Below are 17530 nucleotides of genomic sequence, written 5' to 3' on the forward strand. Positions count from 1 at the left end.
CGCCCGTCCAGCGTTCCGCAGCGGGCATGCGGTGCGGTTGTCATAGATTAACGCCTTGATACGCAGGGCAATTGCACAGCTGCTACAGTGCATGAAACTTTGTTTTTTTTCACATTGCAGAGTTGTGGCGGATTCCCGCCTGCAGTAGCGTGCCTCATGGAGGGCCATGGCTGGCGGAGACCGGGGCGGACCCTTCCCGAGGGATAGTTAAGGAATTTCGATGACCTGTCTGCTGCACCGCGCCACGCGCCTGCTTTCCGTTGTTCTGACCCTTGCGCTTCCCGCAGCCGTTCAGGCCCAGTCCGCCCCCGGTTTCAGCGCCGCCTTCTCGCCGGACACGATCGATTCAGGCACCGAAAGCACGCTGACCTTCACCATCGACAACAGCAGCTCCGGCACCCCGGCAGACAGCCTTGCCTTCAGCGGCACATTGCCCGCGGGCGTGACCATCGGCAGCGCCAGCAGTTCGGACGGCTGCAGCGGCACCCTCACCGCCAGCGCCGGCGGCAGCACAATCACTTACGCAGACGGCCGCTTGGGCAGCAGCAGCAGCTGCACGGTGTCGGTGCCGGTGGCCTCCAGCACCACAGGCACCCACAGCTTCACTTCCGGCGACCTGACCTCCTCTCTGGGCAACAGCGGCACTGCCTCGGATGATCTGACCGTCACCGCCGCTTCTTCCGCAAATTATGCCAAATCCGCCAGCCTGACGGCGCTGGACCCCGGCAGCACAACCGCACTGACCTACAGCTTCGACGTGGTGATCCCCGCCAGCCCCTCATTCAACGACTGGACCACGCCGGTATTCACCGAAACCCTGCCCGCCGGGCTGGAGCTCGCCACGCCGCCCAACGCCAGCCACAGCTGCGATGCCGGCAGCGGTGCCGCCGCCCTCACCGCCGAAGCGGGCGGCAGCAGCATCAGCTTCACCGGCCCCACCTATCAGGCCGAAGGCACCTTCAGCTGCACCGTGAACGCCACGGTCAAGGCCGTGGATGCGGGCAGCTACACGCTCAGCAACGAGCTGCAGTACCGCAACGTTTTCGGCTCGGTCACCTCCGCGGGCAGCGCCTCGGTCGACCTGACCGTGAATGGCACCCCCGCAGGCGGCATCAGCCTCTTCAAGGCCTTCGGCGTGAACCAGGCCAGCGCCGGGGACACCGTCACCCTGGAGTTCTCGCTGCAAAACGGCAGCCGGGACGACAGCGCCACCGGGATCGCCTTCACCGATGACCTGGATGCCTTCCTCTCCGGTACCACGTTTTCCAGCCTCAACAGCGACAGCTGCGGCGGCAGCCTCAGCGGCAGCTCCACCCTGTCCTACTCCGGCGGCAGCCTGGCGTCCGGCGCAAGCTGCGCGGTGTCGGTGGAGCTGGCGCTGCCTGCCGGCGCCGCGGCCGGCACCTACACCAACACCACCAGCGCCCTGACCGCCACCGATTTCGGCGGCAGCGCCTATACCGGGTCCACGGCCTCCACCACGCTGCGCATCCTGGCCGACGGCGGGCTGCCGGCGACCATTGCCAAGGCCTTCACCGACGGCCCGGCGCAGCCGGGCGGCACCGTCACCGCGCGCTACACCCTCAGCAACCCCAACACCGCCCTGGCGGCCTCCGACATTGCCTTCAGCGAGCCCTTGGACACCCCCGGCGGCATCGCCGTGTCCAGCGGCACCGGATCAAATCTCTGCGGCAGCGGCAGTATTCTCTATACCGCCGACGTCAGCGGCACCACGAACCTGCTGCTGACCGGCGGCAGCCTGGCGGCCGGCGCCAGCTGCGATATCGATGTGGTCTACCAGGTCGCCGACGGCACCGCGCCGGGCGATTACGCCACCGCCACCAGCGCCGTCACCGCGACCGTCAACGGCGGCTCGGTGTCCAGCACCTCCGGCGCCAGCGCCACGCTCACCGTCGAGGGCGGCGCCAACCTGTCGCTGGTCAAGGCCTTCGGCAGCGACACCGCCCAGGGCGGCGGCACCGCCGCGCTGACCTTCACAATTTCCAGCGGCGCCGAATCCGCCAGCACCGCCACCGCGATTGCCTTCACCGATGACCTGGATGCCTTCCTCTCCGGCACCACCCTGTCCAGCCTGACCAGCAACAGCTGCGGCGGCAGCCTCAGCGGCACCTCAACCCTGTCCTACACCGGCGGCAGCCTGGATCCCGGCGGCAGCTGCACCGTCGCAGTAGAGATCGCGCTGCCCTCCGGCAGCCCCGGCACCTACACCAACACAACCTCCAGCCTGACCGCCACCGCCGGCGGCGAGGCCACCACCGCCGCCGCCGCCTCGGATACGCTGCAGGTGCTGGAGGCCGCGGCGCTGATCACCGCCAAGAGCTTCAGCCCGGCCAGCACCCTGCCCGGCGAGACCATGACGCTGACCTACACGCTGGAGAACCCGGACAGCAGTTTCACCTATTCCAGCCTGTATTTCACCGACAGCTACAGCACGGCGCTGTCCAGCCTCGCCGCCTCCTCAACGGCCTCCTTCAGCACCGGCTGCGGCGGCAGCCCCGCCTACTCCGGCACCACCACCGGCATCTTCACCGGGATCGAGATCGCCCCGGGCGAGACCTGCACCATCGGCCTGGACCTGACGGTGCCCGCGGGGGCCGCGGACGGGGACTACAGCTCGCTCACCTCCTCCATCACCGCCACCGTGAACAGCGGTTCCGTGGCGCTCTCTGCCATCAGCGCCAATTTCAGCGTCAGCACCACCGACCTGCTGGAGCTGGCCAAGAGCTACTCCAGCAGCACGGTCGCGGCCGGCGGCGCGGTGGACGTGCAATACACGGTCACCAATCTGAGCAGCAGCTATGATGTCAGCGCCCTGGCCTTCAGCGACAGCTTCGACTCCGACATGGTGGTGGCGGCCGCCCCGAATGCCTCCACCACCTGCACCGGCGGCACCCTGACGGCGGCCGCAGGATCAGGCAGCATCAGCTATTCCGGCGGCAGCCTTTCCCAGGGCAGCAGCTGCACCGTCAGCGTCTCGCTGACCGCCCCCACCTCCGAAGGCAGCTACAGCGGCGACACCAGCGAGGTCACCGGCACCGCCAGCAGCGCCTCGGTCACCGGCACCGCCGCCAGCGCCACGCTGACCGTGCAATCGGCCAACCCGCCGGCGTTCAGCAAGAGCTTTGCCGCCAGCGCCCTGGCGGCGGGCGGCAGCACCACGCTGACCTATCAGATCAGCAACCCCGCGGGCGGCAGCAGCCTCAGCGGGCTGCGCTTCAGCGACGATCTGGACGCCATGCTGTCCGGCCTGGCGGTGACCGCCGGCACCGGCAGCGATCTGTGCGGCAGCGGCTCCAGCGTGTCAGGCAGCAGCACCGTGCTGCTGACCGGCGGCAGCCTGGCGGCAGGCGAAAGCTGCTCGATCGAACTGACCGTCAGCGTCCCGGCGGCGGCGGCCACCGGCAGCTACAGCGGCAGCACCAGCGACCTGACGGAGAACGGCAGCTTTGCCGCCGCCGCCGCCAGCGCCGCCTTCAGCGTCGAGCCGGCCCCGGATTTCGCCAAGGCCTTCGGCGATGCCGCCATCGTGCAGGGCGGTACCACCACCCTGACCTTCACCGTGGACAACAGCGCCTCGGCGATTGCCGCTTCCAGCCTGGATTTCACCGACAGCCTGCCTGCGGGCATGGTGGTGGCGCCGGTTCCGAATGCGTCCGCCACCTGCACCGGCGGCACCCTGACCGCGACGGCCGGATCCGGCAGCATCAGCTACTCGGGCGGCACCGTGGCGGCAGGCGCGTCCTGCACCGTCAGCGCCGATGTGCGCGCCACCTCGACCGGCACGCTCAGCAACACCAGCGGCGCCCTGACCTCCTCCTCCGGCAGTTCCGGCACCGCATCAGACAGCCTGACGGTCAGCGCCGCGCCGGTGCCCGGCTTCGCCAAGAGCTTCGCCGCTGCCAGCGCGCCGCTGAACGGCAGCATCACGATGACCCTGGCCATCGACAACAGCAGCGCCCTGATCGAGGCCAGCGCGCTGGATGTGACCGACAGCCTGCCCGCAGGCATGGTTGTGGCCAGCCCCGCCAATGCGTCCGCCACCTGCACCGGCGGCACCCTGACCGCTGCCGCGGGCAGTTCCACGGTTTCCTACAGCGGCGGCACCGTGGCTGCTGCCTCCAGCTGCACCGTCACCGTTGACGTCACGCCGACCGCCACCGGCACCCTGGTCAACACCACCGGCAGCCTGACCTCCTCGCTGGGCACCTCCGGCACCGCCCAGGCAACCCTCACCGTGCCCGCGCTGAGCCTTGCCAGCCCCATTGCCACGGATGATGTGGTCAATGCCTCCGAAGCCGCAACGCTCAGCCTGTCCGGCACCACGGAGCAGATCGAGGACGGCCAGAGCGTCTCTGTCACCGTCACCGACGGCAGCTCTGCCACCGCCAGCGGCAGCGCCACCGTGGCCAGCGGCGCCTGGAGCCTCAGCCTGGATGTCTCCAGCCTGGCGGACGGCAGCCTGACGGTCACCGCCGACGCCTCCGATGCGGCAGGTTCTGCCGCGCCGCAGGCCAGCGCCGCCATCAGCAAGGACGCCACCGCGCCCACGGGCTACAGCGCGGCCTTCGATCAGGCCGCTGCCAATGCCGCCAATGAAAACGCGATCAGCTTCACCTTTGCGGATGCCGAAACCGGCGCCGCCTACAGCTACAGCATCAGTTCCAGCGGCGGCGGCGCGGATGTCACCGGCTCCGGCACCATCGCCAGCGCCGCCGACCAGATCACCGGGCTCGACCTGTCCGGGCTGGCCAGCGGCACCCTGACGCTCACGGTCACCCTGACCGACAGCGCCGGCAACGCGGGCGCGGCGGCCACCGATACAATCGCCAAGGACACCACCGCCCCCAGCCTTGCCTTCGACAGCCCGCTGGCCGGGGATGATGTGGTGAACGCCTCCGAGGCGGCATCCCTCACCCTGTCCGGCACCGCGGGGGATATCGAGGACGGCCAGAGCGTTTCTGTCACTGTTACCGACAGCAGTTCCGCCACCGCCAGCGGCAGCGCCACCGTGGCCGGCGGCGCCTGGAGCCTCAGCCTGGATGTCTCCGCCCTGGCCGACGGCAGCCTGGACCTCAGCGCCGATGCCTCCGATGCGGCAGGCAATGCCGCGCCGCAGGCCAGCGCAACGCTCTCCAAGGATGCGGGCCAGCCCTCGGCCGCGCTCAGCGGCCCGGACAGCGCGCAGAGCGAGCCCTTCCAGGTGACCCTCGCCTTCAGCGAGGATGTGACCGGCTTTGCGCTCAGCGGGCTGACGCTGGACAATGGCGCCGCCTCGGATCTCTCCGGCTCCGGCGCCAGCTACAGCTTCACGGTGACCCCGGACCATGACGGCACCGTCACCATCACCGCCGAGGCCGGCGCCGCCGCCGACGCCAGCGGCAATGCCAGCACCGCTTCCGCGGCGCTGGAAGTGACCGCCGCGCTGACCGGCACGCCGGACCCCAGCCCGGAGGCCGACAGCGACGGCGACGGCATTCCGGATTCCTATGAAAGCAGCACCGCGGACCGCGACGGCGACGGCATCCCGGATGCCGAGGATTACGACCCGCAGGGCTATTTCTACTGCGAGGACGACGGCCGCATCCTGACCGGCGGCTCGATCACCGTGACCGGCCCGTCGGGCTCGAACAGCAGTGTCGGCATCAGCAATGACATCAACATCGTGCGCGACGGCTCCAGCGGCGAATACCAGTGGTTCGCGCTGCGCCCGGGCACCTATACGGTCAGCTACGGCTACCCGTCCGACGGCGGCGCCGCCAGCAGCGCGCGGCTGTCCTCTGGCAGCCTCGACGTGACCTCGCTGCTGCCCGACAACCCGGCGGTGATCGGCTCCACCGAGGTGGGCTCGACCGGCTACCTGGCCGATGCCTCGCTCTCTGCCAACCCCGCCTTCTACGACACTTTCGTGATCGAGGCCGGCGACCCCAACGTGCTGGCCAACAACATCCCGATGACCCAGTGCTCGGAAAACGCGGTGACGGTCAGCGCAGTGCAGAACGGCGCCGAGGCCAATGGCGGCACCCCGGAGGCGGCGGTCTTCACCGTGTCGCTGGCGCGCGCCGCCGCGGTGGACACGGTGATCAGCTACACGCTGGCGGGCACCGCCACCGGCGGCGATGACTACACCGCGCCCTCCGGCACCGTGACCATCGCGGCAGGCGGTACCGAGGCCGAGGTCGAGGCGCCGGTGCTGGATGACACCATCGTCGAGGGCGGCGAAACCATCGAGCTGACCCTGACCGCGGTGACCGCGGGCGACCAGGGCACCGTGCTCAGCAGCACCGCGTCGGAGCTGACCGGCAGCGCCACCATCACCGATGACGATTTTGCGGCGATTGCGGTCACCAATGACGACCTCACCGCGTCGGAGAACGGCGACGACACCGCGGCGATGTCCTTCAGCTTGTCGGGCGCCCCCCTGGCAGATGTGGTGCTCAGCTTCAGCGGCGACAGCCAATGCACCGTCTCGCCGTCGCGGATGACCTTCACCCCCGGCAATTTCGCCACCGCCCGGACCCTGACCATCCGCGCCATCGACGACGAGGATGTGGAAGGCACCCACAGCTGCCAGCCCTCCGTCGCCGTCAGCTCCGCCGACACCAGCTTTGACGGCTATGCGCTGGCGCTGGCCGAAGTGCAGGTCGCCGACGACCTGGTCGACCAGATCCGCGAGCAGCTGACCGAAGTGCTGAAACGCGACCTGGAAACCACGGTGAAGACCCAGCAGCGCTACTTCAGCCGCCTCTCCAAGGGCGCGCTGGACCGGCTGCAGGCCGGCCGGGAGGACCTGCGCTGCGGCACCATCCGGGCGTTCGACGCCGACGGCAATGTGCAGGTGCAGGACGGCAACGGCTCCAGCGACGGCAGCTTCGGCTGGGAGAGCTACAACTGCAACCGCGGCAGCCGCGAGATCCTGGACGGGGCCTTCTCGATCAGCCACACTGACGGGCTGGGCACCCAGGCGATGCTGCAGGTCTCGCGCCAGAGCGAGCGCTTCCTGTCGGAGCAGGATCTGCGCGGGCATTTCTGGGGCGGCTATGTCAGCCGCACCAGCGTGCAGGACCTGGCCGATGGCGCGGTCACCGGTTTCGGGCTGAACACCGGGATCTACGGCGCCCGCTCCCTGAGCGGCGGGCTGTTCCTAGATTATTACGCGGCGGCGGCGCTTGGCCATCACCGCTTTGACCTGGACTTTGCCGCCGATGCCGCGCCGATCCGGGCCGAAGGCGATTACCAGTATGCGGCGGGCTTTGCCGGCGCGGCGCTGTCGGGCAGCCGCAGCTATGACAGCATGACCGTCAGCCCGCGGGTGGGTCTGGATCTTGCCTATGCGGCGGCCAGCGATGCGGATGTGACCGCCACCCAGCTGTCGCAGAGCGACACCGGCTCGATCAGCATTCCGGACTACAACGGCGCCCGGCTGTTCGCCGAGCTGGAGTTTGCCGGGCTGAAGGCGCCGGAGGGCAGCACCCCGCCGGGCGCCACCCTCACGCATCTGTCCTTCGCGCCGCGCTTTGCCTGCGAGCTGTCCTCCTTCAGCGGCGGCAGCTCTGAGACCGGCTGCGGCTTCGGCTTTGCCTTCTCGCAGGAGATGCTGAACCTGTCGCGCGGGCTGAGCTTCGGGCTGGAGCTGGATTACGAGCATATCGACGGCAGCGACCGGCTGTCGCTCGGCGTCACCCGCGAGCGCCGCTTTGCCAGCGGCCAGGGCGCGGTGGTGACCCGGCTAACGGCGCCGTCGGCCGGCAGCCTGGCCGTCGAGCACGGCATCCGGCTGGACTTCTGAGCCGCCGCCGCCCCTCTCCGGGGGCGGCGCGCTCCTGCGGCGGGGTCAGTTGCCGGCGGTGTTCCGGGCGGCCCGGGCCGCCGCCATCATCTGCGCCTCGGCGATCTGCGCCGCGGTCATCCGCGGCGACAGCCCCGCGCCCAGCTGCGGCGCCGCGTCAAAGCCGGCGGTGCCTGCCAGCACCAGCCACATATAGCCCAGCACATAGTCCTGCGGCAGCGCCCGGCCTTCGAAATACATCAGCCCCAGGTTGGCCATCGCCGCCGGGTAGCCGGCCCGGGCCGAAGCTCCAAGCAGCCGCGCCGCCTCCTGCAGCTGCGGCTGCGGCACGGTGTCCGGCTCCGGCTGCAGATAGAGCCAGGCCAGCATGAACTGCGCCACCGGATCCCCGGCCCGCGCGCCGCTTCGCAGCTGCTCCAGCTCTTCCGGGCCGGTGCCGGGCGGCAGCAGCCGCGGGTCATAGACGCTGGCCGGCAGGGCCCGGCCCGCCGCCCCCGCCGCGCCGCCCTGGCCTGCCTGCCGGTAGAGCTCCGCCGCCCGCGCCTCGTCCACCGCCACGCCGAAGCCGTTCTCATACATCACGCCGAGGTTGCCCATCGCCACCCGCAGCCCCTGCGCCGCCGCCGCCCGGAACAGTTCCGCGGCACGGCCATAGTCCTGCACCGCGCCCTCGCCGCGCACAAGCATCAGGCCCAGGTTGTTCTGCGCCCGCGGATGGCCTGCCGCCGCCGGCCCCTCGTAAAGCCGCCGCGCCCGCTCCAGGTCCTGCGCCACCCCGGTGCCGTTCTGATAAAGCACGCCGAGGCTCACCGCCGCATCCCTGTGGCCGGCCTCTGCGGCGCGCTGGTACAGCGCCGCGGCGCGGGCGCCGCCGCCGGGCTGCTGCTCCAGCACTGCAGCAAGGTCGAACAGATACTGCGGCTGCCCGTCCGCCGCCGCCTGCTCCAGCCAGCGCAGGGCGGTCTCCGGATCGCGCTCCACCCCCAGGCCCTCATGGAAATACTGCCCCAGCCGGTTCTGCGCGCCGGCATGGCCCTGGGCCGCGGCGCGGGCCAGCCATTCGGCGGCCAGGGTGAAGTTCTGCAGGATGCCGCTGCCCTCCTCGAGCCGCACCGCCAGCGCGTATTGCGCCGCTGCGCCGCCCGCGTCCGCCGCCTGCTGCAGCTCTGCCAGCGGCGGCGCCTGCCAGGGCCCGTCCTCTGCCGCAGCCGCCCCGCCGCACAAGAGCGCCGACAGCCACAGCCCCGCCAGCGCGCTCCGCCGGGGGGTCATTGCGAGGCCCCGGCGTCCTGCAGAACATGCTCGGGCGGCGCCGCCTGCTCAAAAAAGACCCGCGCCGCCGCCTGCGCTTCGGCCAGCTGCTCCGGGGTCATCAGGTCGCCCGCCACGGCGCGCATCTCCAGCGCTTTCGCATGGCCGCCCGCCGCCGCGATGTTCAGCCACTTGTGCGCCTGGACATAATCCTGCGCCACGCCCTGGCCCTTGATGTGCAACAGCCCCAGCTGATGCTGGGCCTCGGTGTCGCCGCGCTCGGCCGCGGCCAGGAACAGCCCGGCGGCGCGGTCCGCCCCGGCCTCCGTCAGATCTTCGCGGGCGCTGATCAGCAGCCCCAGCGCGGTCTGCGCCGGGCGCAGCCCCGCGCCCGCCCGGTCCTCCAGCCAGCCCTGCGCCGCCGCATCGCCTGCCCTGGCCGCCGCCAGCGCCCAGGGCACCGCCCGGTGCGGCGCCATCAGCCCGTCCAGCCGCCCGGCGCCCGCCAGCGCGCCCAGATGCAGCACCGCCGTTTCGCTGCCCATCTCCGCGGCCTCCCGGTACAGGGCAACCGCCTGTTTCAGATCCGGCGGGCCGCCCTCTCCCGCCTCGCGCATTTCGGCCATCGCAAGGGCGGCCTCCGCCAGCCCGGCCTCGGCGGCCTGGGTCAGCAGGCCCCAGGCCCGCACCGGGTCCGCCGACACGCCGTGGCGGCCGCGCAGCGCCGCGCCCAGCTCCGCCGCCGCCGCGGCGCTGCCGCCCGCCGCCGCCGTGCCCAGCCAGCGCAGCGCCTCGGACGGGTTGGCCTCAGCGCCGTCGCCCTTCAGATACTTGCGCCCCAGTGCCAGCTGCGCCTGGGCAAAGCCGCCCTCCGCCGCGCGGCGCAGCCAGTCCAGCGCCTGGCCGCGGTCCTGCGCCGCCCCCTGGCCGCTGTCCAGCGCATAGGCCAGGTAGAACTGCGCCTCCGCGTGGCCGGTTCCCGCCGCCTCCTGCAGCCAGCGCAGCGCCTCCTGCCCGTCCGGCGCGGTGCCAAGCCCGCGGGAATAGGCCCGGCTCAGCTCGAACTGCGCCCCGGCATGGCCCGCCTCGGCCGCCGCCAGGAACCAGGTGAAGGCATCCCCGTCGCTTTGCGCCGCCCCCTCGCCTGCGCGGTGCAGCAGGCCGAGGTAATACTGCGCCTCGCTGCGGCCGCGCGCCGCAGCGCCCTTCAGCAGCTCGGCAGCCCGCGCCGGATCGCGCGGCGGCCCGCCCGGCACCCCCGACAGGTAGAGCCGCGCCAGCAGCACCGCCGCATCGGCATGGTTCTGCGCCACCGCCTGCTCCAGCCAGCCCTGCGCCGCCGCAGGGTCGGCCGGCCCACCGCGCCCTTCCAGCAGAACCCGGCCATAGCGGTACTGCGCCAGCGGCATGCCGGTCTCCTCCGCATGGCGTTTGAGCCCCTGGCGGACAAAGACGAAATCCCCCGCCGCCCAGGCCTGTTCGATGGCCGCCATGTCCGGCCGGGCGGGCAGCGCCGCCGCCGCCGGGGATTGCACGTCATCACCGGCCTGCAGCGCCTGCGGCAGCAGCGCAGGCAGGGACAGCAGGGGCAGCAGGAAAAGCGTCTGGAAACGGGGCATTATCTCTCACGCGGTCAGGAAACAGGGGCAGGTGACGCGGCGGACCCTAAGCGGCAGCCGGGGCAAGATCAAACCAATCCTGACCTGCTCAGCCCGGCAGCAGCGCGGCGGCTCTGAGAAGCCACAGCAGCGCCGCCGCCGCGCAAAGCGCAGCACCGAAGGGCAGCGCCTGCTGGCCCAGCGGCACAGGCGCCATCTGCCGCCGCCGCAGGGCGCGCGGCAGCGCCGCCGCCAGCCCGCCCGCCGCCGCCAGCAGCACCAGGAGCGGCAGGTCGTAAGGGCCGGCAAAGGCGCCGAGCCCGGCCATCAGCTTGACGTCGCCCAGCCCCAGCCCCTCGCGCCCGCGCAAATGCCGGTAGCCCGCGCGGATCAGCCAGAAGCTGCCCGCCCCCAGGCCTGCGCCCAGGCAGGCCGCCGCCAGCGCCTCCGGCCCGGCGGGCCAGGCCATCGCCAGCGCCACCGCAAAAAGCGCCGCGCTCAGCGCATCCGGCAGCCGCAGCCACAGGAGATCCGCCGCCGCCAGCGCAATCAGCAGCCACAGGAACAGGCAGCTGAGCAGCACCGCCCCCCAGGATCCGCCCGCCGCCAGCGCCAGCACCGCGGCGCCCCCCGCCAGGATTTCCACGTACAGAAGCCAGGCCGGCAGCACCGCGCCGCAATGGCGGCAGCATCCGCGACTCAGTGCAAAGGACAGGACCGGGACCAGGTCCCGCCTCCCCAGCCGGGCGCCGCAGCTGCGGCAGGCAGAGCGCTGCAGCAGCACATCCTCGCCGCGCGGCAGCCGGTCCGCCAGCACCCCCAGAAAGGAGCCGATGGCCGGCGCCAGCAGCAGCAGGAACACCTCCGGCGCGGTCACCGGGGACACAGGCAAGAGCTTATTGCGGCAAGCATTCTTTCCCCTCTTTTCCGCCCCTGCCCGGATCGGCTAAGGGTCGGGTCAGCAGATCCGCACCTCCTCTATCATGCTGCCGGAGAAAAGAAAGAGAGCCATGCCGCATCCCCGTTCCTGCCCTGCCCGCCGCCGCCAGCCGGCCCGTGACGCCGGCTTTTCGCTGCTGGAGCTGATGGTGGTGGTGGTGATCCTCTCGGTGCTGGCGCTGGTGATCGTGCCGCGGGTGATCGACCGTCCCGACCAGGCCCGCGCGGTGCGCGCCCAATCCGACATCGCCGCCATTTCCAGCGCGGTCAAGCTCTACCGGCTCGACAACTACCGCTACCCGACCACCGAGCAGGGGCTGGCGGCGCTGGTCAGCCGGCCCGCCTCCGACCCGGTGCCCGCCAACTGGGCCTCCAATGGTTATATGGACCGGCTGCCGGTGGATCCCTGGGGCCAGCCCTACCAGTATCTCTCGCCCGGCGTGCATGGCGAGTTCGACATCTTCACCTATGGCGCCAACGGGGCGGCCGGCGGCACCGGCGCGGATGCGGATATCGGCTCTTGGACCCTGCAATAGAGCCTGATTGCGCACCCGGGGCCCGGGCCGGAACCGAAGCCGGCTTCACGCTGATCGAGCTCTTGGTCTGCGTTGCCATCCTGGCGGTGCTCGCCGTGGCGGCCAGCCTGGCGCTGCCGCGCGGCAGCAGCCCCGGCAGCCGCGACCGGGCGCTGTTCCAGACCCAGTTCGAGGCGGCCCGCCAGCTTGCCGTCTCCGGCGGCCAGAGCCGCGGCCTCGCCGTCACCCCGCAGGGGCTGCAGCTGGTGCAGCGCGGGGCCGAAGGCTGGCAGGACCCGGGGCGGCTGCAGCGCTGGCAGGGCCGCGCGATCTTTGCCCGCCGCGGGTCGGCGCCGGCGCCGGGCGCGCCGCAGGTCCAGTTCCTGGCCAACGGCCGGACCAGCGCCTTCCGCCTGTCCTTCCAGGACGGCAGCACCTGTGAAAGCGACGGATGGGCGGGGCTCAGATGCACAGGCGGATAAACTGGCGGGTGAACTGGCGAAGGACAGCGCGCAGACATACCGCCGCGTCCAGCGCCGGGCTGACGCTGGTGGAGCTGGCGGTGGCGGTGCTGGTCCTGTCGGTTGCCAGCCTGGCCGCCTTGCGGGCGGCGGACCAGTCGCGGATCGCGGCCGGCGGCGAGGCGCCGCGGCTGCTGGCGCGGATTGCCGCCCGCAACCGCGCCGAGGAGCTGCAGCTTTACGGCACTGCCCGTTCCCTGCCGGGGCAGGTGACCCAGGGCGGCCGCACCATCACCCTGGAAACCGCCGCCAAACCATCGGCCGGCGGGCTGCTGCAGGCCACCGTCACCGCCCGCGTCGGCAGCGGCGAAGGCGCCCAGCTGGTGCTCTACCTGGCGCCGGGGCGGGCGCGGTGAGGCCGGGCGGAATGAAACCAGGCGCGCGCGACCGGGGCCTCAGCCTGATCGAGCTGGTGGCCGCAATGGCGATCTTTGCGCTGGTGGCGGTGATGGGGGCGCAGGCGCTTGGCGGCATGATCCGGCTGCGCCAGGGCATCGCCGCGCGCAGCGCCGAGGCGGCGGCGCTGGACCGCACCGCCAGCCTGCTGCGCGCCGATCTGGCCGCCGTGGTGCCGATGCTGTTCTACCCTCCGGGCCGGGCGGCGCCGCAATCGGCGCTCAGCTTCCGGAACGGCGTGCTGGCGCTGTCGGCGGGGGGCCAGCCCGGCCTGGACAACTCCGCCGCCAGCACTCCCGGGCTGCAACGGATCGAATGGCAGCTGGCAGGCGGGCAGCTCAGCCGCCGGTTCTGGACCGCGCTGACACCGGCCACCGCCGCCGCGCGGCAGCCGCAGATGCCGGTGCTGGACGGCGTCACCGGGCTGCATCTGCGCAGCTACTGGGAGGGAACCGGCTGGCGCGACGGTGTCCAGCCGCTGGCCCTGCCCCCGCCCCCCGGCAGCACCGACAGCGACCAGGCGGGCGCAGCGCCCGAGGTCTATTCCAGCACCCTGCCGCTGGCCGTCGAGGTGACCCTGGACACCCGCGCCTTTGGCCGAATTACCCTTGTGGAGACCCTGAAATGAGCCGCCGCCGCCCCCGCGACGCCGGCTTCGTGCTGGTCAATGCGCTGGTGCTGGCGGCAGCGCTGGCAGCGGCGGCGGCGCTGTTGCTGACGCGGGCCGAAACCGGCCGCGCCCGGCTGCAGGCGGGACAGCAGGCGGCGCAGCTCACCCTGGCGCTGGACGCGTTTGAGGCGCTGGCGGCCGCCCGGCTCAGCCGCGGCGCAGCGGACAGCACTGCCTGGACCGCCCCGGTGGAGGCGGCAGAGCTGGCAGGCGGCGCGGTGCTCAGCGGGGAGATCAGCGACCTGCAGGGGCGCTTCAACGTGAACTGGCTGGCCGATCCCCAGGACAGCGCGGCGAGGGAGGCGTTTGACCGGCTGCTGAAGCAGCTGGCGCTGCCGCCGCAGGCAGGCGCCGCCATCCGCAGCTTCCTGCAGCCCGGCGGGCCGAAGAACCGCGCCGCCTGGGCCCGACTCGACCCGCCGCTGGACCCGGTGGGCGGCGCCCTGCTCAGCACCCGCCAGCTGCAGGGCATCCCCGGCCTACCGCCGCGCGCCTATGCGCGGCTGCTGCCCTTCATTGCTGCCCTGCCGGGGGACGCCCGGCTCAATGTGAACACCGCCCCGCCCCAGGTGCTGGCCGCGCTGCTGCCGCAGATGCCGCCCGCGGCGCTGAACCGGCTCGCCGCCCGCCGCCGCCAGCAGCCGTTTCCCTCGGTGCCGGAATTCCTGGCGGCGGCCGGGCTGGAACAGGCAGAGGCGCAAGCGGGGGCACAAGCGGATCAGGACGGTGCAGGGGCAAATCCGGAAGACGGCCCGGCTTCGCTGCTGAGCGGGGACCGGCTGACCGTGTCCTCGGACTGGTTCCAGGCCGAAGCCGCGGTGCAGCTTGGCGCCATGTCCGGCCGCCGCGTGACCGTGCTGCACCGGCAGGGGCCGCGGCAGCAGGCGGCGGTTGCCTGGCGGTTGACCACCCGCCCCTGAGCCGCCATGACAGATCCGTACCCCCTGCCGCAGGAGACCCCGGCCATTCCTTCCGCGCCCGCACAAACCTCTGACGCACCGCCGGAGTTCCTGCCCCTGGACGGCGCTGCCGCCGCCGGGCCGCGCCAGATCGTGCTGGTCCCGGGCGAGGAGGTGCCGCTGTTTGCCCTCGACCTGCCTGCCGGGCTGCGCGGCCTGGCCCGCGAGCAGGTGGCCCGGCGCCAGCTGGCCGGCCTGCTGGGAGCCGCCGCTGCCGGGGACGGGCTGGAACTGCGCCCCTTTGCCCCCGCCGCAGCCAAGGCCCGCAGCCAGACCGCAGGCGCCTGGACCCGGGTTCTGGCCGCCGATGCCGCCTGGCTCGCCGGCCTGCAGGCTCTGCCCGGCCGCGCGGTGCTGCCCGACTACCTGTCGCTGCCCGCCGCCGAAGGGGTCTGGACCCTTGCCGCCGCCCCGGATGGCCGCATCCTGACCCGGCTCGGCCCCGCGGACGGCTTTGCCGCGGCGGCGCCGCTGGGTGAAGCAATGCTGAAACGGGCGCTGGAAACCGGCCCTGCCCCCAGGGCGCTGCTGCTGCAAGCCCCCCTGCCCGCCCTGCGCGCGCTGGCGCAGGAGCGGGATATCCCGGTGGCGGACAACCCGGCTGCAGTGGCGGCGCTTGGCCTGCCGCAGCCGCAGCTGCTGGGCCACGGCGAACTGGCCTGCGACCTGCGCAAAAACCCGATGGCGGCGCGCGCCCAGCTGGCCGCCCGGGTGCTGCCCTGGCGCTGGCCCGCGCTGGCCGCCGCCCTCGCCGCGGTGCTGTGGAGCGCAGGCCAGCTCATCGCCATCAACCGCCTGGAGGCAGAGACACAGAGGCTGGCGGCCGAGACCGGCGCGCTGGTGCAGCAGCAGTTCACCGGCGGCGCCCCGGTGCTGGATGCCCGCCTGCAGGTGAGCCGCGCCCTGGCAGAGCTGCGCGGCGCCGCCGCGGGCAGCGGCCCTGATCCGCTGGAGATGGCCGCCCGCACCGCAGAGGCCGCCGCCGCCTCCGGCGGCCAGACCGAGCGGCTCGGCTACCGCGACGGCGACGGGCTGACGCTGGTGATCCGCCTGCCCGGCTTTGCCGCCGCCGATGCTCTCGCCGCCGCTTTGGGCGAGGCCGGGCTGCAGGCGGCGCTCACCGATTCCCGCACCCTAAGCGGCGCAGAGGGGGTGCGGGCCGAATTTGCCATCACCGCCGCGGAGGCGCGGCCATGAGCGCCCGGCTGATCGACCTGCTGCTTCAGCGGAGCCGCCGCGAGCGGCAGCTGCTGGCCGTTCTGGCGGTGCTGCTGCCGCTGGCGCTGGCCCTGGCGCTGCTGCTGCCGCTGCAGGAGCGCCGCCAGCAGGCGGAGGCGGCGCGCAGCGACGCGCTGGCGCTGCAGGCCTGGGTGCGGGCGCGGGCGGCAGAGAAAGCCGCGCTGGACGCCGCCCTGCCGCTGCCGCGGGACGCCGCCGGGGCGCCCGCCGGGCTCAGCGGGCTGGAACAGGGGCTGAACACGGCCGGGCTGCGCTCTGCGCTCAGCGAGCTGGGCAGCGAAGGCGGCGGCGCGGTGACGCTGCGCTTTGACGCGGTGGATTTCCTGCGGCTGGCCGCCTGGCTGTCGTCGGTGCATCCCGGCTGGGGCTACAGCATCCGCAGCTTCCGCTTCGAGGCGCTGGAGGATGCCCCCGGCAAGGCCGCTGCCCGGATCACCCTGGTCCCGGGCGGAAGCTGAGGCCGCCCGCGGCAGGCCGGGCAAAACAGGCTCTAAAAAGGCGGATCAGAGGGTTTTCAGCCGCGCCTCGATGCTGGCGCGGCGGCCCGCCATCGAACCCAGCGGATCCAGTTCCGGATGGGTCTCCAGCACCTCGGCCAGCACCTTGCGGGCGGCTTCCAGCTGCTGCCGCCCGGCCTCGGCCTGGCCCTGCGCCAGCTGCGCCAGTCCGATCTCGTGCAGCGCCGTGCCCTGCACCGCCAGCGCTGCGGCGCGGGCCGGGCCGGACTGGCCTTGCGCCAGCTGGCCAGCGCTGCGGGCCGCGGCCGCAAAATCGCCGCCGCGCAGTTCGGCATGGGCGTATTCCAGCTGCAGCCGTGCCGCCAGCGGCCCCGGCGCCTGCATCAGTTTCCGGTAGCTGCGCCGGGCCAGATCGTATTCGCCGGCCTCCAGCGCGTTGCGCGCCACCGAATATTGCGCCTGAAAACTGTGCTGGCCCAGCGGGCTGCCGCCGCAGCTGCCCAGCAGCAGCAGGGCCAGGCCCGCCAGCGCGGCTTTTGCAAAGGGGATCGCCTGCATTTCTGCTCTTTTCGTGTTTATTTATGGGCCGGTTTTTACCATGGTTGCGCCAGCCCGTCTATGCTTGGGCTGCGGCCGGATTTTCAGGCCGCCAGGATCTGCGGCTGATGTCCGGGAAAGGCTCTAATGCGTCTGATTGCTGCAATTTGCACCGTTCCGGCCCTGGCTGCGGCAGCCTGGTCCGGCCATCTGCTGTGGCAGGAGCTGGCCCCCGGCGGCGCAGACGGCGGCCGGGCGATGGCCTTTGCCGCTGCGGACCCCGGTGCGCAGCCCCCGGAACCGGCGCCGGCGCCGCGCCGAGAGAGCCGCCGCTGGCCGCCTCTGTTCGGCGAGCCGCAGCCGCCCCGCCCGGCCGCAGCCGCCGCTCCGGCTGCCGAGCCGCAGCCGCCGCGCCCGCCGCTCACGAGCCTCGGCTACAGCCTCCGCGGCGTGGTGCAGTCGGGCGGCGCCACCTGGGCGGTGCTGGCGCATCCGGCAGGCGCGCAGATGGTGCGCGCGGGCGACCGGCTGGAAGGCGGCGCCGAGGTGGTCCGCATCAGCGCCGAAGGGGTCTGGCTGGCCCGCGGCGGCGGCGCGCCGGAGCTCTTGGGGTTTGCCGAGTAGGCCCGGCAGGCCCGGT

At 72.4% G+C, this 17530-nt stretch carries 13 protein-coding genes; 9 read left to right on the forward strand and 4 right to left on the reverse strand.

Annotated features, from left to right (window positions below; translation table 11 throughout):
• Positions 1-220: 220 nt before the first annotated feature.
• Positions 221-7807: an Ig-like domain-containing protein gene (locus KUW17_RS19915; RefSeq protein WP_222482057.1), complete on the forward strand. Its 7587-nt coding sequence runs from the start codon at positions 221-223 to the stop codon at positions 7805-7807.
• Positions 7808-7852: 45 nt separating this feature from the next.
• On the opposite strand, the gene KUW17_RS19920 is transcribed toward KUW17_RS19915, so the two are convergent.
• The 3 genes from KUW17_RS19920 to KUW17_RS19930 form a co-directional block, all read right to left on the reverse strand.
• Positions 7853-9079 (reverse strand): SEL1-like repeat protein, encoded by a 1227-nt coding sequence (locus tag KUW17_RS19920; RefSeq protein WP_222482058.1) that lies wholly within the window; start codon positions 9077-9079, stop codon positions 7853-7855.
• A complete protein-coding gene (locus KUW17_RS19925) occupies positions 9076-10677 on the reverse strand; it encodes a tetratricopeptide repeat protein (RefSeq protein WP_222482059.1) in 1602 nt (533 codons plus the stop codon). The genes KUW17_RS19920 and KUW17_RS19925 overlap by 4 nt, the downstream gene beginning before the upstream one ends.
• An 88-nt stretch (positions 10678-10765) precedes the next feature.
• Complete coding sequence (locus KUW17_RS19930; RefSeq protein WP_222482060.1) at positions 10766-11533, reverse strand: prepilin peptidase; 768 nt, start codon at positions 11531-11533, stop codon at positions 10766-10768.
• Positions 11534-11666: 133 nt separating this feature from the next.
• Between KUW17_RS19930 and gspG the strand changes: the two genes are divergently transcribed.
• Genes gspG through gspM form a run of 7 tightly spaced genes read left to right on the forward strand, consistent with a single transcriptional unit; the run spans position 11667 to position 16353 of the window.
• Positions 11667-12131, forward strand: a complete 465-nt coding sequence (gene gspG / locus KUW17_RS19935; RefSeq protein ID WP_222482061.1) for a type II secretion system major pseudopilin GspG — start codon at positions 11667-11669, stop codon at positions 12129-12131.
• Positions 12116-12592 carry a prepilin-type N-terminal cleavage/methylation domain-containing protein gene (locus KUW17_RS19940; protein WP_222482062.1) on the forward strand — a complete coding sequence of 159 codons (477 nt, stop codon included), beginning with the start codon at positions 12116-12118 and terminating at the stop codon, positions 12590-12592. Before gspG ends, KUW17_RS19940 begins: the two co-directional genes overlap by 16 nt.
• Positions 12577-12987, forward strand: a complete 411-nt coding sequence (locus tag KUW17_RS19945) for a hypothetical protein (RefSeq protein WP_222482063.1) — start codon at positions 12577-12579, stop codon at positions 12985-12987. The genes KUW17_RS19940 and KUW17_RS19945 overlap by 16 nt, the downstream gene beginning before the upstream one ends.
• Before the next feature lie 11 nt (positions 12988-12998).
• Positions 12999-13655 carry a type II secretion system protein GspJ gene (locus KUW17_RS19950; RefSeq protein ID WP_222482064.1) on the forward strand — a complete coding sequence of 219 codons (657 nt, stop codon included), beginning with the start codon at positions 12999-13001 and terminating at the stop codon, positions 13653-13655.
• Positions 13652-14617, forward strand: a complete 966-nt coding sequence (gspK, locus tag KUW17_RS19955; RefSeq protein WP_222482065.1) for a type II secretion system minor pseudopilin GspK — start codon at positions 13652-13654, stop codon at positions 14615-14617. The genes KUW17_RS19950 and gspK overlap by 4 nt, the downstream gene beginning before the upstream one ends.
• 6 nt (positions 14618-14623) lie before the next feature.
• The gene (gene gspL / locus KUW17_RS19960) at positions 14624-15853 is read left to right on the forward strand and encodes a type II secretion system protein GspL (RefSeq protein WP_222482066.1); all 1230 of its coding nucleotides are present in this window, start codon (positions 14624-14626) and stop codon (positions 15851-15853) included.
• Positions 15850-16353: a type II secretion system protein GspM gene (gspM, locus tag KUW17_RS19965; RefSeq protein WP_222482067.1), complete on the forward strand. Its 504-nt coding sequence runs from the start codon at positions 15850-15852 to the stop codon at positions 16351-16353. Before gspL ends, gspM begins: the two co-directional genes overlap by 4 nt.
• A gap of 45 nt (positions 16354-16398) precedes the next feature.
• Here the strand turns inward: gspM and KUW17_RS19970 are convergent, their stop codons facing one another.
• Positions 16399-16911, reverse strand: a complete 513-nt coding sequence (locus KUW17_RS19970) for a tetratricopeptide repeat protein (RefSeq protein WP_222482068.1) — start codon at positions 16909-16911, stop codon at positions 16399-16401.
• Positions 16912-17037: 126 nt separating this feature from the next.
• Here KUW17_RS19970 and KUW17_RS19975 point away from each other — a divergent pair, with 126 nt between their 5' ends.
• A complete protein-coding gene (locus KUW17_RS19975; RefSeq protein WP_222482069.1) occupies positions 17038-17514 on the forward strand; it encodes a type II secretion system protein N in 477 nt (158 codons plus the stop codon).
• Positions 17515-17530: the final 16 nt, after the last annotated feature.

Origin of the sequence: Leisingera aquaemixtae, from assembly GCF_019801145.1 — a bacterium.
Taxonomy (GTDB): Bacteria; Pseudomonadota; Alphaproteobacteria; order Rhodobacterales; family Rhodobacteraceae; genus Leisingera; species Leisingera aquaemixtae_A.

Excerpts from the sequence above, each read along its gene's own strand:
- KUW17_RS19925 (WP_222482059.1), bottom strand. The coding sequence starts at position 10,677 with ATGCCCCGTTTCCAGACGCTTTTCCTGCTGCCCCTGCTGTCCCTGCCT.
- KUW17_RS19945 (WP_222482063.1), top strand. The coding sequence starts at position 12,577 with ATGCACAGGCGGATAAACTGGCGGGTGAACTGGCGAAGGACAGCGCGC.
- gspK (WP_222482065.1), top strand. The coding sequence starts at position 13,652 with ATGAGCCGCCGCCGCCCCCGCGACGCCGGCTTCGTGCTGGTCAATGCG.
- KUW17_RS19915 (WP_222482057.1), top strand. The coding sequence starts at position 221 with ATGACCTGTCTGCTGCACCGCGCCACGCGCCTGCTTTCCGTTGTTCTG.
- KUW17_RS19975 (WP_222482069.1), top strand. The coding sequence starts at position 17,038 with ATGCGTCTGATTGCTGCAATTTGCACCGTTCCGGCCCTGGCTGCGGCA.
- KUW17_RS19970 (WP_222482068.1), bottom strand. The coding sequence starts at position 16,911 with ATGCAGGCGATCCCCTTTGCAAAAGCCGCGCTGGCGGGCCTGGCCCTG.
- gspG (WP_222482061.1), top strand. The coding sequence starts at position 11,667 with ATGCCGCATCCCCGTTCCTGCCCTGCCCGCCGCCGCCAGCCGGCCCGT.
- gspL (WP_222482066.1), top strand. The coding sequence starts at position 14,624 with ATGACAGATCCGTACCCCCTGCCGCAGGAGACCCCGGCCATTCCTTCC.
- gspM (WP_222482067.1), top strand. The coding sequence starts at position 15,850 with ATGAGCGCCCGGCTGATCGACCTGCTGCTTCAGCGGAGCCGCCGCGAG.
- KUW17_RS19920 (WP_222482058.1), bottom strand. The coding sequence starts at position 9,079 with ATGACCCCCCGGCGGAGCGCGCTGGCGGGGCTGTGGCTGTCGGCGCTC.
- KUW17_RS19950 (WP_222482064.1), top strand. The coding sequence starts at position 12,999 with ATGAAACCAGGCGCGCGCGACCGGGGCCTCAGCCTGATCGAGCTGGTG.